The sequence below is a fragment of the Meiothermus sp. genome (genome assembly GCF_037443965.1).
Classification (GTDB): domain Bacteria; phylum Deinococcota; class Deinococci; order Deinococcales; family Thermaceae; genus Meiothermus.
The window spans coordinates 1-14,912 of record NZ_JBBINI010000011.1 but is presented as its reverse complement, the minus strand read 5'-3'; the positions used below and the strand labels follow the sequence as shown (position 1 = coordinate 14,912).

The following is a 14,912-nucleotide window of genomic DNA, read 5'->3' as shown; positions in this document are numbered from 1 at the left end:
CCGCATCTGACTTTGAATATACAGAGCGTGTATGCATTTGTAAAGCGAAAGATTCCCTTTGTCCGAAGCCCAATTGTGTAGATTGTTCTCAATAGACATCCCCCTCTTCCCTCAGGTAGAATACCGGTTCGTGAACTACGAAATTTTTGACGAAATCGCCCAGGAAGCCCTGGAAAAAACCCAGGCCGACCTGGCCCGCTACCCCTACGAGCGTTTTGAAACCTACTACACCTTCGCCGACAAAACCATCATCCCCACCTTCCTGACCCAGGCTGTCTCGCGCCGCCAGGTCAACGTTCGGCAGCTCTTCTACACCATCAGGGGCTCTAGCGAAATCTTCCCGGCCTTTGGGGCTTCTATGAGCATGATGCGTACCCGTTTTGCCCGCGACGTGTGGGACGAGGGCAAGGGCGGGGTGCACATTCTGCCCAGGGTAGGGCTTTCCGACGAGGAGCGCCTCCGGGACGTGCAGGCCAGTGTCCCAGCCCTGGTGGGGGTGGCCCTGGGCACGAGCGAAAAAGAGGAGTTTCTGGCCGAACTCTTCGCCCAGCCCAACCTGATTTTCGCCTCGATTGACATCGCCCACGGGGCCAACGCGGCGGTGCTGCCGGTGCTGGCCAAGATTCGCGGGCTGGGCATAGACAGCGGGGTCATCCTGGGCAATGTGGGCTCCATCGAGGGCTTCGCCTACGCCTACTGGCTGATGAAGCTCTCGGGCTTCCGCCACTTCATCCTCAAGGTGGGGGTGGGGCCGGGCTCGGTCTGTACCACCCGCATCAACACCGGGGTGGGGGTGGGCCAGCTCTCGCTGCTGGAAGAGATTCGCCGGTTCCAGTCGGTGGTGGGTTACAGCGACGTGCAGATTATCGCCGACGGCGGGGTCAACAGCTCGGGCGACTTTGTGAAGGCCCTGGCCTACAGCGACGGAGTGATGATGGGCAAGTTCTTTGCCTCCGGCAGCTTCGAGGACGAGGTGCTCATCAAGAAAGATGGGCAGCTCGAGGGTGTCCTGCTCTACGGTATGGCCTCCATGCTGGTAACCGAGAAGCGCAATTTTATCGAGGGTTCTTCGCAAACCCTGCGGGCTTTCCACCACACCGCCCAGGAAGCCATCGCCCGCCTGCGCGAAGGCCTGCAGAGCGCAATGACCTATGTGAACGCCACCAACCTCACCGAGTTCAGGGGCAACGTGCGCTTTGCCCGTAACTCGGCGGCGGCCATTACCGAGGCGGGGGTGCACTAGACTCAGCGGGCTTTTTGCCGCACCTCGCGGATGCGCCAGAAGGCCAGGTAGAGGTGGTGGGCTTCGTGCACCAGGAAGAGCTCGAGCCACTCCCTTAGCGGCATGGGCCCGGCTGCGCTGTGGATGCCGATGCGCTCGAGCTGGGCCTCGCTCAGGGCCGCTACCTGCTGGTTGAGCTGGGCCCGCAGTTCCTTGAGCTGGTTCAACACCTCCTCGGGAGAACGCTCCACCAGCAGCAAAAAGGCCGGTTCGGTATCGGGCTTCAGCCGCTCGATGAGGGGGGCTTCCTCCTGCAGGATGCGGGCCATGCGGTCCTGGGTGACCAGGGTGAAGTGGGCCAGGTGGGCAAAGTTCTCGTGGGCCGACCATTTGTCGGGCAGGCTGCGCTGGCGCAGTTGGTCGGGTGTGGCCTGGCCCAGCACCTCCGGAAGCCCAGATAGCGACAGCTCGAGTCGGGTTAGGAGTGTATTCGGCATACATCTAGCTTATGCCAAACCGCGAAGGCTGGGCATCCTGGAGCGGTTCCCCTGCTTTCGGAACTGGCTTCTTCGGGTTTTTGTGCTGCAAGGGGCATTTGCTGCTGAGCACCCAAATGCTGTTTTCCACCAAACCCTGGGGCCCTTCGGGAAGCGCAGATAAGTGCTCGAACGGGAGCTGTAACGGGCCAAAGGGCGAAGCTGCCCGTAGGGTACTCAGAACCTGGCATATGCCCCACTTTTTTGGGCGTTTGCGGTTATCCTGATGGGCGTGGAAGTTTTGGCACTGGTCTATCGCAACCTGCGGGCGCGGCCCATCCGCAGCATCCTGACGCTGCTGGGAATTGTGGTTTCGACTGCCTCGATGGTGCTTTTCCTAAGTTTTGGTGAAGGTTTACGCAAGGCGCTGGGGGCCGAGCTGTCCAACGTGGGGCCGGCCATCCTGGTGTTGCCGGAGGGTGTGGAGGCCATCAGCCCCGGCTACCCCGAGCTGCGCCCCGAGACCCTGCAACAGATTCAATCGGCTGCGTCCGAACTGGGCATCACCCAGGTGATCCCCACCGCTACCTTTGCCCGTGGTGGCTTCGACCCCTCGAGCAGCTTCATCTTCCAGGGTCTGCCCAAGGGCATTGGGCCTATGGTCTTGTATCCCAACGCGCGCATCGCCTCGGGAAATCCCGTTCCCAGTCCCCAAGGGGCGGTGGTAGGGGGTGGCATCGCCGAGCGGAACAACCTGACCCTGGGCAAAACCTTGCGCCTCAACCCGGCGGTATCGCTCCGGGTTGAAGGCGTGCTGGAAAGGGCCGGGGGCATCACCGACAGCTTCATCTTCGTCCCGATAGAGGCGGTGCAGACAGTGCTCAACACCGAAAACTACACCTCGATCCTGCTCTCGATAGACCCCAGCCGCCGGGCCGAAGACGTGGCAAAAGCGGTCAAGGAGAAAATTCCTGCCGTGAACGCACAGACCAGCGGCGACGTGATGCGCTTCGCCGAGCGGGCGGTGCGAATCTCCGACCTGGTGCGCTTCGGCATCAGCCTGGTGGCCCTGATTGTGGGTGGGCTGCTGGTGGCCAACACGGTGATGATGTCGGTTTACGAGCGCATCCGCGAGTTTGGCCTGATGCGGGCGCTGGGGGCCAAGCGCAACTTCATCTTTGGCCTGGTGCTGCTCGAGGCTTTGCTGCTGGGCGTGGCGGGCGGGCTCTTGGGTCTGGTTTTGGGACAGGCGGGCTCGGGGCTGGTCAACTGGTACACCGGACGGGAGGTGGGCCTGGCCCTCTCGGCGGTAACCTTCCGCCTGGCCTCCTTTGCCCTGTTGGTTGCAGTGGTTCTGGGCTTGCTGGCGGGATTCCTGCCCGCCCGTACCGCCAGCCGAATCAAGGTGGTAGAAGCCCTGGGGAGGGTCTGATGCTCGAGGCCATCAACCTGCACAAGCGCTACCATCAGGGCGAGATTGATGTGGTGGCGGTGGATCATTTCAGCTACCGCTTTCCGGCTGGCCTGACCGCCATTGTGGGGCCCTCGGGTTCGGGCAAGACCACCCTTCTGAACCTGCTGGCCGGCTTCGATGTGCCCAGCGAGGGCGAGGTGCGCCTGGACACCACCCCGCTCTCCACCCTGCCCGAGGATGGCCGCTCGGAGGTGCGCCTGAAGCACATGGGGTTTGTGTTTCAGCAGTGGAACCTGATTCCCACCCTGACCGCCCTCGAGAACGTGGCCTTTCCCATGATGCTGGCGGGGATTGGCCTCAAGGAGCGCACCGCCAGGGCCGCCGCGCTTTTGGAAGCGGTGGGGCTGGCCGGGCGAGCCAAACACCTGCCCAACAGGCTTTCGGGTGGCGAGCAACAGCGGGTGGCGATCGCGCGGGCGCTGGCCCTCAACCCGCCCATCCTGTTCGCCGATGAACCCACCGGCAACCTGGACTCGGCCTCGGGGGCTCGGGTGGTGGAACTGCTGATGCGCCAGGCCCAGGAGGGCCGCACGGTTATCCTGGTAACGCACGACCTGGAACTGGCCCGCAAAGCCGAGCGCATCCTGCACCTCAGGGATGGGCGGCTTTTGAAGGTGGAGGAAAACAGCCCGGCGATGGTGAAGTAATACCGGTTCCGCTTGAACCCTTCACCTTAGGGTGTAATCAAAGGTGAAGGGTTCGAGCCGACCGAAGGGCGTAGGCGTGCATTCCGGCAGTATCGTTTAGGCTTTCAAAAGTGAACGATGCTGCCGGAATGCGAATTGACCGTTCTCTCAGAAGGCCTTGTACTTGAAGCACGGGCCACCTATCGCTCGAAGCCCATCCGCCGATAAACTCATGGGCATGACCCCCAAGCAGCGCGACGACTTGCTCAGGCTGCTCAAAAACCGCTTCGAGCAACACCCACACCGTCACCCTGGACTGCGCTGGGCCGACCTCGAGGCCCGCCTCCAGGCCCAGCCCGATAAGCTGGCCTCGCTTCTGGAAATGGAAAACACCGGCGGCGAGCCGGATGTGGTGGGCCACGACCCACAGACCGGCGCCTTTATTTTTTTCGACTGCGCTCCCGAAAGCCCCAAGGGCCGCCGAAGCCTCTGCTACGACCAAGCTGCCCGTCTGGCTAGAAAGCAGAACAGGCCTGCCGGCTCGGCCCTGGAGATGGCCGCGGCCATGGGTATCGAGCTTTTGACCGAGGAGCAGTACCAGGCTTTGCAGCAACTGGGCCGGTTTGATACCAAGACATCGAGCTGGCTCAAAACCCCCGAAGCCATCCGCAAGCTGGGCGGGGCCATCTTTGGCGACCGACGCTACGACCGCGTATTCATCTACCACAACGGGGCCGATTCGTACTACGCGGCTCGAGGGTTTCGCGGCTGCTTGAGAGTTTGAAATAGCTTTGAAATCTGGTGCCGGGAGCGGGACTTGAACCCGCACAGGCTTGCGCCCGCTACCCCCTCAAGATAGTGTGTCTACCAGTTCCACCATCCCGGCAGAGGGTGGTCTGATCTCTCAGACGCAAAGATTAGGTTAGTCGGCGGCGCGCCCCTTGTCAAGAATGGCTCGAGGCCAGAGAGGGTGCTGGTCCGCGAAATAATATACTCGGTTTATATAGTGGCAGTTGAATTGCTAAGGATGTGGTATAAAAAGTGGCACTATATGTCAGACCCAGCCAACATCGCTTTGGCGGCCCTCCTGCACGACCTTGGCAAGCTCTACCAGCGGGCCTACTGGGGCCGTGCGCCGGAAGGGGTCTCGGACTGGAGCCACCCGGCCTATACCGCGTGGGCCATTGAGAGGCACCACAGGCTTTTTGAGCGGGCAGGCCTCGAGCCCGGCTGGCTGGCTCCGACCGCGGCCCGCCACCACGAGGGCTGGCGCGATAAGCCCCAGTACCAGCCCCAGACCCCCCAGCAGTGGTGTGTGGCCCTGGCCGATACCTACGCCTCGAGGGAGCGCCTCGAGGTAGATGAAAAGGGCAGCCGTGCGACCGATACGCCATTGAAATCGGTCTTTGCAAATTTGCGGGTACAAAAAACCTACGGCCAGCGTGACCACGGCTACAGCATGGTGGAAGCCGGGCAGGAGGTGGGCCTGAAGCTGGGCGGGGCCTATCCCCAACCCCGCCCCAACGTCTCCCGCGACACCTACTGGCGCCTGGCCGAGCGGCTGGATGAGCGCCTGACCGGGCTGGCCAAGCACTCCCTAAGCCCGGAAGCCCTGCTTTTGAACCTGCTGGGCATCTTCCAGGAGCTTCTATGGAACCTACCCTCGGACACCCAGGGTGAGCCGGACGTATCGCTTTTCGACCACCTGCGCCTCACCGGGGCCATCGCCGCGGCGCTCTGGGCCTATCACGACGGCAAGGCCACGGTGGAAGCCCTCAGGGACGAGCGCCCCGAGAAGTTCTTGCTCGTTTTGGGCGACCTGGGGGGTATCCAGGGCCACATCTACCGCATTCAGGGAGCGCAGACCGGGGTGGGCGGCCTGGCCAAGCGGCTGCGGGCGCGCAGCCTCGAGGTCTCCCTGGCCGCCGAAGCCATGGGCCTCGAGCTCCTGCAACGCACCGGCTTCACTCCCTTGCAGCGCATTATGAGCGCGGGGGGCAAGTTTTACCTGCTCCTGCCCAACACCGAGGCCGTGCTAAAGGCGCTCGATGAGGTGCGCAGGGAGTGGGAGGCATGGGCCCTGCAGCAAGGGGCCACCCTGCTGCCCTTCCTGGCGGCCCATCCCTTCGCACCGGGGGGCTTCCGGGCCTTTAGCCAGGTGCTAAAAGAAGCGCACCAGAAGCTGGCCGAGGCCAAACTAAAGCCGCTCTCGAGCCAGCTTTCCACGCCCTACCTGACCTCGGGCAGCGCCAGCCTGCGCCCCTGCACGGCCTGCGGGGTGCAGCCAGCAAAATCCGCCAACGACGAGCTTTGCCGTGGTTGTGAGCGCGATGGGCATATGGGCCGGCTTATTCCCAAGCGAACAGAGATCGGCTTCTTCCCTCAGGATGCCCCCAGGCCCCGCTACCGCTTTCCGGCCTGGCAGGTGGCGCTGGAGACTTCCACCGTCCACACCCTGCGCACCCGGCCCGATTTCACCCCGGCGGCCCACCCCTGGGAGGTGCGCCTCCTGGCTGGGCATATCCCTACCCTGGCGGACGCCCTGCGCCAGGGCCGCTGGCGCGATCTGGCCGAGTACCAGGCCTGGGCTAAAGAACAGAAGCTTTGGCAAGAGGAAGAAGGTGAACGCAAGGCCGACGACCCCCTCACCCTGGCCGAGCTGGCCGAGTTCTCCACCGGGGCCAAGTACCTGGGGGCCCTGATGCTCGACGCCGACCGCATGGGCGAGGCCTTCGCCACCGGCTTCAGAGACGAAAACGGGCAGGACAGCAGTAGCCCCAGCCGCATCGCCAGCTTATCGCGGATGCTCGAGCTCTTCTTCGCCGGAGAAGTGCTGGAGCTGATCAAAAACCCCCGAACCTACGCCAAGCGCCTGGGCTGGGAAGAGCTGGAGACCAAGGAAAAAGCAGCGCGCTACCCCCTCATCTACTCGGTGTATGCCGGGGGCGACGACCTCTTCTTGCTGGGGCCGTGGGATGTGCTTTTGGAGTTCGCCCTGGATCTGCAGGCGCTGTATCGGCAGTTCACCCAGCACCCCGCCCTCACCCTCTCCGGCGGCTTGGTGCTGGTGAGCCCCAGCCTGCCCATCCCGCTGCTGGCGGAGGCGGTGCAGGAGGCCGAGCAAGCAGCTAAAAATGCGGGCCGCAACCGGCTGCACCTGTTCGGGCAGGGCGTGCTCTGGGACGAGTTGCGTAACCTGCGCCCCTGGGTGCGGGACTTCCGCCGCCACCTCCAGGCCGAGGGCAAAGCAGGCCTGAGCAGCGCCCTGGCCTACCGCCTGCTCAGGCTGTGGAGGGGGCATCAGGATGAGGACGAGGCCCGGCGGATGCGCTACAAGCCGCTTCTGGCCTATGCCCTGCGCGAGCGGGAAGAGGGGATTCGCAAGCACTACCTGCAACTCACCGACCACACCCAAGCCGCCTGGCGATATCTGCCGGTCTGGGTGCAGTGGGGGCTTTATCTGGAGCGATAGGAGGCGCGTATGGAGTTTTATCAGGACAGGCATAACCGAATCCTAAAACCCGGCTTGTTCGACAGCCAGGCCCGACAGGACGCCGATGGGGTGCAGGGCATCCAGTCCAGCCAGTTCCGCAACTACTTTCACGAGTTGCGCACCCTCGAGGCCAACTACGAGCGCGCCGCCAAGATGGACGATGCCTTGGCTTTTGCCAAGCTGGTACCCCAGCTTGAACTCCTGAAGGCCAAGCTGGCCTACGGGCAGCGCAAAAACGGCCCTCTGCAAAATGCCGGCGGATTCGTCAACCTTATGAACCGCCTGATTGATGCAGGAAAAAAGAGCCCGGAGGATTTCGAGGCCATGATGCAATACCTCGAGGCCGTGCTGGCCTACTTTTATGCCAAAGAAGGGCAAAACCAAGGGGGACGTAGATGAAATTGCTCGGCTACAAGCGTATCCACGGCATTATTCGCCTCAAAAGCGGTCTGCGCATCGGCATGAGCAAAGACCAGATGGCCATTGGGGACGTGGACAACCCGGTCATTCGCAACCCCCTGACCGAAGAACCCTACATCCCCGGCTCTTCGCTCAAGGGCAAGATGCGGTATTTGCTCGAGTGGCACCTCGGCGGGAAATACATCACCGAGTCCGACCAGTACCATGTCTACAAGGACGAGGATGGCCCCATCGGGCGCATTTTCGGTGTGGCTCCCGGCAACGACCGTCGCAGTAAAGAACTAGCTCAACAGCGTGGCCCCACCCGCCTCCTGGTGCGCGATGCCTACCTAACGCCCGAATCCAAAAAAGCCCTCGAGGCCATGACCGCCCGCGGCGGCTACCTGACCGAGGTCAAGCAGGAGGTGTTTATTCCGCGCATTGGCGGTAACGCCAACCCCCGCACCGCCGAGCGCGTGCCGGCTGGGGCCGAGTTTGCCTTCGAGATGGTCTACCGGGTGATGGACACCGGCGACGGCGGCCAGACCGACCGGGGCAACTTCCGCCACGTGGAGAAGGCCCTCGAGCTGCTGCAACTCGACGGCCTGGGGGGTTACATCAGCCGGGGGTACGGCCAGGTCGAGCTGCGTTACGAAGTCGAGGAAAAATGAGGGTTCGGGCTTTTCACCTCAAGCTCTCCAGCATCACCGCCCCGCCCAGGGCTTCCACCCTGTGGGGCCACCTGGCCTGGTGGGTGCGCTATACCCAGGGAGAGGAAAAGCTGAAAGGGTGGCTCGAGGCCTTCCAGCACGACCCGCCCTTCCTGCTTTCCTCGGCCTTCCCCACCGGTTATCTGCCCCGCCCCTACCTCCCTCAGCTTCAGGTGGAGGACACCCAGGCGCGCAAAGCCCTCAAGAAGATCCGCTACCTGAGCCTGAAAACCTTTGCGAGGGTCATTCAGGAAGGCGAAGAAGCGCTACGAGAAGCGCCCGAACTCAAAGAGAGGAAAGCCCCCAAGGCCACTTTGGCCACCCAGACCCGCGTGGGCATCCACCGCACCACTGGCACTGCGCAGGAGGGCATCCTCTTTACCGACCGGGTGTACTGGCTGAACGACAAGGAGCAAAGGCAGACCTGGACGGTGTATGTCCAGGTTCGGCAGCAGGCCGATTACTTGGAACAGGCCCTGCGGGAGGTAGGCGCCTTTGGCTACGGCGGTAAGGCCAGCGTGGGGCTGGGGCGCTTCGAGGTAGTAGACACCCAGGAACTCGAGCTGCCCGAGGCCGAGAACCCCACCCACTGGGTCACCCTATCGTCCACTTTGCCCCAGGGCGAGGGGTTTTATGCCCTCGAGACCTACTGGGGCCGCCTGGGCGGGCACTATGCCCTGGCCGAGACCCCCTTCAAGCGGCCCTACCTGCGGACGGTGGAGGGAAGCGTGTTCAAGGAGAAGCCCAGAGGTGGCCTGCTGGACGTGACCCCAGCACCGGCCCCGGAAGCGGGTGTGCGGGTGTGGGAGTATCTCTATCCCTTCTGCTTGGGGGTGCGGATATGAGTTTTCTGGAGGCTTATCGCCTCGAGCTCGAGCTCCTGGGCCCTGTCCACGTGGGCACTGGGGAGGCTTTTCCAGCCTACAGCTACCTGGTAGATGCGAAGGACAAAGAGGCCTTTATTCTGGATCCGGGCCGCTTGCTGGAACTGCTGAACGAGAGCCAGCGAAAGAATTTCCTGGACGCTGTAGCCCAGGGCCCCAAACTCGCCCAGGAGAGCCTGCGCTCTTTATGGAATAGCCGCTTGGTAGATCCCAGCCCGGCGGTGGTGCGGAAGGTGCCAGTGAGCATGCCGTTCTTGCAAACCGTGCAAAACGCCACCGACGCCGCGGGCTTGGAGTTCCGCACCCTGCCCAGGAGCCCGCTGGGGGCCTACCTGCCAGGCTCGAGCATCAAGGGAGCTTTGCGCACAGCCTGGATGTTCCAGCGAATCCTAAAGCGAGGTCAGGATATCGAGTACCGTGGTCGTTGGGCATGGGGCAGGACATCCCCGAAAGGCGAATGGCCCCTTATCCAGCCTCCCAAAAGCATCAACACCCGGGTCGCCCAGGAGTTTGAGGCCCTGGTGCTGGACTACGCCACCGAGCGCAGCCCAGACCTATACAAAGACCCTTTTCGACAGATACGGGTAGGCGATACGGAGCCCTGCGATAACCTGCTGCTTAACCGTATTGGGGTGTTTCATCCCAAGGGCAGCATGGATGATACAGTGCTACTGGCCGAAACCTTCCGCAGCAAATCGAAGCTCACCTCAATCCTGCGCCTCCACACCGGCCTATCCCGGCAAAGCAGCCAAAAAACGGTTTCCCACGCCATCTCTGCCGATGCACTAAAAGCAGCTTGTCGAGAGTATTACCAGGAAGTGGCCGCACGGGAGGAAGAATTCGCCAAAGAACACAACCTGACGAAGGCCCTGAGCATTTATAAGGATTTGGAGCAGCGCTTGCAAAACGACCCAAAGGCCTTTCCCCTGCGCATTGGGTTTGGCTCTGGCCGTATGTCCATCCGCCTCGCCTTGCTGCTCGATGGCGAAGAGGGGCAGGAGCCCAAAACCCGCAAAACCGCCGGCTCGGCCAATCCCAAGGACGGCTTCCCCATGGGCTGGGCTATTGCCAGGCTCGAGCCTTACTGAAAGCCTGCCTTTTTCAACCTATACTGAACCCATGGCCCTGACTGTCAAAAACCCCGAAGTCGAGCGCCTGGCCGAAGAAGTGGCCCGTCTGACCGGCGAGACCAAGACCGAGGCCATCCGCAAGGCCCTTCTGGAACGCAAGGCCCGGCTTTTGTACCCGCAGCGCCCCAGTAAAGAGAGCGTGCTGGAATTTTTAGAGCGCGAGGTCTGGCCCAAACTGCCGCCCGAAAGCCTAGGTAAAGCCCCCACCAGGGCCGAACAAGAGGAAATTCTGGGCTTTGGCCCGGAGGGCTACTGATGGTGCTGGACAGCTCGGTTCTGGTACAGCTTATTTTTGCCGAGCCAGGGCATCGGGAGGCGCTCGAGCGCATTCTTGAGGCCGAGGTGCGCGTGGTGGGGGCACCCACGCTGGTCGAGGTGGGTATGGTGTTGACCAGTCGGTTGGGGCCGGACAACCTGTACCTCCTGGACGAACTTCTGATGCGCCTCGAGGCCCAGGTGGTTCCCTTTGAGACAAGCCATACATACCAAGCCCTCTCGGCCTTCCGCCGCTACGGCAAGGGCCGCCACCCTGCGGCCCTTAACTTTGACTGCCTGAGCTACACGGTGGCTAAGGTGGCGGGGATGCCCCTGGCCTATGTAGGCGACGACTTCGCCCAGACCCACCTAGCATGATGCTTGCAGCACTGGTACTCCCCCTCGAGGGCCCCGCCCGCCCCGACCCCGACGGCTGGCGCGGCCTGGTGTATAGCTTGCTCAAGACCCTCGACCCCGAGCTGCACGCAGCCCAGCACAACCCCTTCAGCCTGGGACTGGGCGGGGCCCTGGGGCAGTGGTGGGTGCGGATTGCTTTTTTGGAGGAGGGCCTGTATGCCCGGCTCTCGCCCCATCTGTTTGGCCTGGCAGGCCAGACCGTGCGGCTCAAGGAGCCCTTCCGGGTGCGCGCGGTGCTGCAAGAAGAGCACCCCTGGGCCGGCGTGAGCACCTATCCCAAGCTATTCCAGGGCCAGGCCACCGCCAGCCTGGGGCTTCAGTTCGCCAGCCCTACCTTTTTTCGCCGCAAGGGGCACAGCTACCCCCTGCCCGAGCCCCGGCTGGTCTTCGACTCGCTCACCCAGCGCTGGAACGCCTTTGCTCCAGTAAAGGTGCCCCTCGAGGTGCAGGAAGCCTGGGAGCGCCTTTTGGTGGGCCAGTTCCAGGGCCGCACCCACCACATCGTGCCCAACCAGGACGAGCGGGGGGTGGGCTTTGTGGGCCGGGTGGTCTACTACCTGCCCAAAGCCAGCCCCACCGAGGCCCAGTGGCTCCAGGCCCTGGGGCGCTTTGCCTTTTACGCCGGGGTAGGGGCCAAGACCAGCCTGGGGTTTGGGCGGGTGCGGATGTTTGACCCCCTGCGCAAGGAGGAAGCAAGCAATGGAGGATTTGAAGCAGAAAATTCAACAAGCCTGGCAGAACCTCAAGACGCAGGAGCTTGAGGGGGCAAAGGCCCAGGAGTTGTATAACCAAACCGTTTGGCCGCTGTTGCTCGAGCTCTGGCGTCGGGAGCCGCATGTATATCCGCTCCGTGAACAGTTTGACGTCTCGATTCATACCCTGGGCACCAGCCCGGAAGCCACCACCCTGGCTGCTTTGGGACTGGGCGCGGGTGAGGTATACGTTCTGCACACGCCCGAGAGCAAACGCTACCTCGAGCAGCTTCAGCGCGACCTAGGCCGCTCCGTTTACCCGATAGAAATCGGCAAAAGCGACGTGACCCGCCTATACCAAGCGGTAGGCGAGCAAGTGCGCAAGCATCCAGGTAAAAAGATAGCCCTCGATCTCACCAGCGGAACCAAGGCCATGAGCGCAGGTATGGCTGCAGCAGGCTATTTCCTCCAGCGGGTTTATCCCAATCTACGGGTAGCTTATGTGGATAACGAAGCCTTTGATGCCACGCTTAGAAAACCAGTTGCTGGAACTGAGCGGCTAATTTTGCTTCCTAACCCCCACGAGGTGTTGGGTGATCTAGACGAACACTTGGCCCAGGAACTATATGATGCGCGTGAATTTGGTAAGGCTGCGGAACGGTTTGTCTCATTGAGGCGAAAAACTGGGCAAGGAGGATTCGATCTTCACGCTACGGCTTGTGAAATGTACAAGTACTGGTACGCGCTGGACTTCGAGACTGCTCTAAGTAATGCCAGGCGGCTCTTGGAGTTTATAGGACAGGATGCGTATCGAAACCATTTCTTGGTGCGTCACGCAGGACGTTTGAAGGAGCAGAAGGAAGGCCTCGAGGCCATTGTGACTTTGCTCAGATCGCAGAACCTGAGCGAAACCAAAGGCGCTTTGTGGCTTACAGCCTCCCTGATTCAACTTGGTAACGAACGCAGGGAGCGGCAACCGGTGCTGGCAGCACTTTACTACTACCGCAGCCTCGAGCTAATCCTGCAGCACCGCGTGGCCCGGCAGGGACGGGATGCCGATAGCCCTAACCTCAGCGAGGATGAACAGCAAAGCATGCGGCAGTATCTGGGTCGCTGGTTAGGCGAGAAGCCAGAGAATATACGAATCTCTGGCAAACTTGGGCTTCTGGAGGCTGTGGCCCTGCTTCGGCACCTGGGTGATTCCAGCGTCGGTTTTTCCGATAGCGATATGCAAGGCTATCAGGGTGTACTCAAAGGACGGAATAAGAGCCTCCTGATACACGGCTTGCAGGTGAGTAAAAGAGGTGAGCTGGAGAAACTGCGTGAGTTTAGCCGTAAGCTCTACCAAAAAGCACAGGAGGAAGCTGGTTTGAACCCAGCAGTGGAGCCAGTAAGCCTGTCGTGACCCTCCACCTCACCGAACAGTCCTCCACCCTGCGCCTCTCCCAGGGCCGCCTGCGGGTAGAGCTCGACGAGCAAGCCCTGGCCGAACTTCCCGCCCGCAAGGTGCGGGGGGTGGTGGTCTGGGGCAATGTGCGGCTTACCACCCCGGCCCTGGCCTTCTTGTTGCGCCAGGAGGTTCCGGTGCTGTACGCCACCTTGGAGGGGCAGCTTTACGGGCAGGCCCAGGCCCCCCAGAGCCTTGCCCCCCAGGTGCTGCGGGCACAGATGCGGGCTCAGCAAGACCCTCTTCCGCTGGCCCAAAGCTTTTTGCAAGGCAAGCTGCATTCGGAGCAGATGCTGCTCGAGCGCCTCGCACGCCAGGCCCCCACCGCGCCTCAGCAGGCCGAGATAGAGGCCGCCCTTGAGGCCCTGCCCCAGGCCCGGAGCCTCGAGGCCCTGCGCGGCATTGAGGGCAACGCCGCCCGTGCCTACTTTGCCGGGCTGCAAGCGGTACTTGCGCCCTATGGCTTTTCCGGGCGCAACCGCCGCCCCCCCACCGATGCCGTGAATGCCGCGCTCTCCTATGGCTACATGGTGTTGCTGGGCCGGGTGCTGCTGGCCCTTGGAATAGCCGGCCTGCACCCCGAGTTGGGCCTGCTGCATACCGAGGGCCGCCGGGCCCCCGCCCTGGCCTTCGACCTGATGGAGGAGTTTAGGGTTCCGGTGGTGGACGCGGTGGTAATTGCGGCCTTTTTGCGCAGCGAGCTAACCCCCCAGCAGCACAGCGAGGCCCGCAACGGCGGGGTTTATCTGAACGAAGCCGGGCGCAAGGTGCTGCTCAGGCGGCTCGAGGAGCGCTTGAGCCAGGAGGCCCAGCACCCTAAGGGCTTCCGCAAGCCCTACCAGGAACTCATCGAAACCCAGGCGGCCCGCCTCAAGGCGGCCATCCTGGGCCGCGAAGCCTACACCCCCTTTTATCTTTGGAGGTGAAATGCCCGACGAACGCTTCTACACCATTGCCTACGACATCCCCGACGATGGCCGTCGGGTCAAGGTGGCCAACGTGCTCAAGAGTTTTGGCGAGCGGGTACAGCTTTCGGTGTTCGAGTGCTGGCTGGCCCCAGGGCAGCTACAGCAACTCAAGCAGTTTTTGCAAAAGAAGCTCGAGCTCTCCCAAGACAGTGTCCGCATCTACCCCATCGGCGGAACGGTGGAGGTGCTGGGCCTGGGCCGCCTCACCCAAAGCCCCGACTTCCTGATTCTTTAGGCGTTACACCCCCCGTAACCTTGCCACCACCCACCAAAAACGCCTGCGCGATCGCACCTCACCACACACTAAACCCAACCTAAAACCAGTCCAGTACAGCATGGAAGCACTTTCACCAAATAACCCATTATGTTTTGCGCAAAATGCTATAATGCTGTTGTCGAGCAATTCGACAACGCACATTGAAAGCCAGCTTTTGCGATAAAAAAGGCAAACCCACGCCACAAAAAATCTAAAAGTGCGGGAAAGTAAGCCCTCATCGCAAAAAACACACTTTTTACCCCAGTTATCCACAGGGGGGCTGTGGATAACTCCGGTTTCTCATAAATACCCCCCCCAGCACCCCTGTACAGCACGGTGTTTAACGGGGTATGCTGTTGCAAACAAAAAGCCCCGTAAGGGGATTGAAACGAGCTTTTCGCTTCCGTCGGTCATTTTGACTTTTTCGATCTTGTTGCAAACAAAAAGCCCCGTAAGGGGATTG

The 14,912-nt window shown here is 61.9% G+C and carries 16 protein-coding genes and 1 tRNA gene; 15 read left to right on the top strand and 2 right to left on the bottom strand.

Annotated elements, in window-relative coordinates; translation table 11 throughout:
• Positions 1-130: 130 nt before the first annotated feature.
• Positions 131-1,243 carry an IMP dehydrogenase gene (locus tag WKI89_RS07785; protein ID WP_337868608.1) on the top strand — a complete coding sequence of 371 codons (1,113 nt, stop codon included), beginning with the start codon at positions 131-133 and terminating at the stop codon, positions 1,241-1,243.
• Positions 1,244-1,245: 2 nt separating this feature from the next.
• Here WKI89_RS07785 and WKI89_RS07780 read toward each other — a convergent pair whose 3' ends face one another.
• Positions 1,246-1,719 (bottom strand): DinB family protein, encoded by a 474-nt coding sequence (locus tag WKI89_RS07780; RefSeq protein WP_337868607.1) that lies wholly within the window; start codon positions 1,717-1,719, stop codon positions 1,246-1,248.
• 271 nt (positions 1,720-1,990) lie between these two features.
• On the opposite strand from WKI89_RS07780, the gene WKI89_RS07775 reads away from it, so the two are divergent.
• The 3 genes from WKI89_RS07775 to WKI89_RS07765 all read left to right on the top strand — a co-directional run bounded on the left by WKI89_RS07775 (position 1,991) and on the right by WKI89_RS07765 (position 4,582).
• The gene (locus tag WKI89_RS07775; RefSeq protein WP_337868606.1) at positions 1,991-3,130 is read left to right on the top strand and encodes an ABC transporter permease; all 1,140 of its coding nucleotides are present in this window, start codon (positions 1,991-1,993) and stop codon (positions 3,128-3,130) included.
• The gene (locus tag WKI89_RS07770) at positions 3,130-3,819 is read left to right on the top strand and encodes an ABC transporter ATP-binding protein (RefSeq protein WP_337868605.1); all 690 of its coding nucleotides are present in this window, start codon (positions 3,130-3,132) and stop codon (positions 3,817-3,819) included. Before WKI89_RS07775 ends, WKI89_RS07770 begins: the two co-directional genes overlap by 1 nt.
• Before the next feature lie 217 nt (positions 3,820-4,036).
• A complete protein-coding gene (locus WKI89_RS07765) occupies positions 4,037-4,582 on the top strand; it encodes a DUF4256 domain-containing protein (protein WP_337868604.1) in 546 nt (181 codons plus the stop codon).
• Between the two features lie 15 nt (positions 4,583-4,597).
• Here WKI89_RS07765 and WKI89_RS07760 read toward each other — a convergent pair.
• Positions 4,598-4,684 (bottom strand) — tRNA-Leu (locus WKI89_RS07760).
• Between the two features lie 141 nt (positions 4,685-4,825).
• Between WKI89_RS07760 and cas10 the strand changes: the two genes are divergently transcribed.
• From cas10 to cas2, 11 genes are read left to right on the top strand one after another with little or no spacing between them, the layout of a single operon-like run.
• Positions 4,826-7,270 (top strand): type III-A CRISPR-associated protein Cas10/Csm1, encoded by a 2,445-nt coding sequence (cas10, locus tag WKI89_RS07755; RefSeq protein ID WP_337868603.1) that lies wholly within the window; start codon positions 4,826-4,828, stop codon positions 7,268-7,270.
• A gap of 9 nt (positions 7,271-7,279) precedes the next feature.
• A complete protein-coding gene (csm2, locus tag WKI89_RS07750) occupies positions 7,280-7,690 on the top strand; it encodes a type III-A CRISPR-associated protein Csm2 (RefSeq protein WP_337868602.1) in 411 nt (136 codons plus the stop codon).
• Positions 7,687-8,361 carry a type III-A CRISPR-associated RAMP protein Csm3 gene (csm3, locus tag WKI89_RS07745; RefSeq protein WP_337868601.1) on the top strand — a complete coding sequence of 225 codons (675 nt, stop codon included), beginning with the start codon at positions 7,687-7,689 and terminating at the stop codon, positions 8,359-8,361. The genes csm2 and csm3 overlap by 4 nt, the downstream gene beginning before the upstream one ends.
• A complete protein-coding gene (gene csm4, locus WKI89_RS07740) occupies positions 8,358-9,245 on the top strand; it encodes a type III-A CRISPR-associated RAMP protein Csm4 (RefSeq protein WP_337868600.1) in 888 nt (295 codons plus the stop codon). The genes csm3 and csm4 overlap by 4 nt, the downstream gene beginning before the upstream one ends.
• Positions 9,242-10,372 carry a type III-A CRISPR-associated RAMP protein Csm5 gene (gene csm5 / locus WKI89_RS07735; RefSeq protein WP_337868599.1) on the top strand — a complete coding sequence of 377 codons (1,131 nt, stop codon included), beginning with the start codon at positions 9,242-9,244 and terminating at the stop codon, positions 10,370-10,372. Before csm4 ends, csm5 begins: the two co-directional genes overlap by 4 nt.
• Before the next feature lie 31 nt (positions 10,373-10,403).
• Positions 10,404-10,670 (top strand): type II toxin-antitoxin system VapB family antitoxin, encoded by a 267-nt coding sequence (locus WKI89_RS07730; RefSeq protein WP_337868598.1) that lies wholly within the window; start codon positions 10,404-10,406, stop codon positions 10,668-10,670.
• The gene (locus WKI89_RS07725) at positions 10,670-11,047 is read left to right on the top strand and encodes a type II toxin-antitoxin system VapC family toxin (protein ID WP_337868597.1); all 378 of its coding nucleotides are present in this window, start codon (positions 10,670-10,672) and stop codon (positions 11,045-11,047) included. Before WKI89_RS07730 ends, WKI89_RS07725 begins: the two co-directional genes overlap by 1 nt.
• Positions 11,044-11,847, top strand: coding sequence for a CRISPR-associated endoribonuclease Cas6 (gene cas6 / locus WKI89_RS07720; RefSeq protein ID WP_337868596.1), 804 nt, complete (start codon positions 11,044-11,046; stop codon positions 11,845-11,847). The genes WKI89_RS07725 and cas6 overlap by 4 nt, the downstream gene beginning before the upstream one ends.
• On the top strand, positions 11,795-13,183 hold the full coding sequence (locus WKI89_RS07715) for a TIGR02710 family CRISPR-associated CARF protein (protein WP_337868595.1): 1,389 nt from the start codon (positions 11,795-11,797) through the stop codon (positions 13,181-13,183). The genes cas6 and WKI89_RS07715 overlap by 53 nt, the downstream gene beginning before the upstream one ends.
• Entirely contained in the window at positions 13,180-14,151 is a 972-nt protein-coding gene (gene cas1, locus WKI89_RS07710) for a CRISPR-associated endonuclease Cas1 (protein WP_337868594.1), read from the top strand. Before WKI89_RS07715 ends, cas1 begins: the two co-directional genes overlap by 4 nt.
• Position 14,152: 1 nt before the next feature.
• Positions 14,153-14,428, top strand: a complete 276-nt coding sequence (gene cas2 / locus WKI89_RS07705; protein WP_337868593.1) for a CRISPR-associated endonuclease Cas2 — start codon at positions 14,153-14,155, stop codon at positions 14,426-14,428.
• Positions 14,429-14,912 lie beyond the last annotated feature (484 nt).

Coding starts and splice junctions, on each gene's coding strand:
- WKI89_RS07780 (WP_337868607.1), bottom strand. CDS start 1,719: ATGCCGAATACACTCCTAACCCGACTCGAGCTGTCGCTATCTGGGCTT.
- WKI89_RS07770 (WP_337868605.1), top strand. CDS start 3,130: ATGCTCGAGGCCATCAACCTGCACAAGCGCTACCATCAGGGCGAGATT.
- WKI89_RS07765 (WP_337868604.1), top strand. CDS start 4,037: ATGACCCCCAAGCAGCGCGACGACTTGCTCAGGCTGCTCAAAAACCGC.
- cas10 (WP_337868603.1), top strand. CDS start 4,826: ATGTGGTATAAAAAGTGGCACTATATGTCAGACCCAGCCAACATCGCT.
- csm2 (WP_337868602.1), top strand. CDS start 7,280: ATGGAGTTTTATCAGGACAGGCATAACCGAATCCTAAAACCCGGCTTG.
- csm3 (WP_337868601.1), top strand. CDS start 7,687: ATGAAATTGCTCGGCTACAAGCGTATCCACGGCATTATTCGCCTCAAA.
- csm4 (WP_337868600.1), top strand. CDS start 8,358: ATGAGGGTTCGGGCTTTTCACCTCAAGCTCTCCAGCATCACCGCCCCG.
- csm5 (WP_337868599.1), top strand. CDS start 9,242: ATGAGTTTTCTGGAGGCTTATCGCCTCGAGCTCGAGCTCCTGGGCCCT.
- WKI89_RS07730 (WP_337868598.1), top strand. CDS start 10,404: ATGGCCCTGACTGTCAAAAACCCCGAAGTCGAGCGCCTGGCCGAAGAA.
- WKI89_RS07725 (WP_337868597.1), top strand. CDS start 10,670: ATGGTGCTGGACAGCTCGGTTCTGGTACAGCTTATTTTTGCCGAGCCA.
- cas6 (WP_337868596.1), top strand. CDS start 11,044: ATGATGCTTGCAGCACTGGTACTCCCCCTCGAGGGCCCCGCCCGCCCC.
- cas2 (WP_337868593.1), top strand. CDS start 14,153: ATGCCCGACGAACGCTTCTACACCATTGCCTACGACATCCCCGACGAT.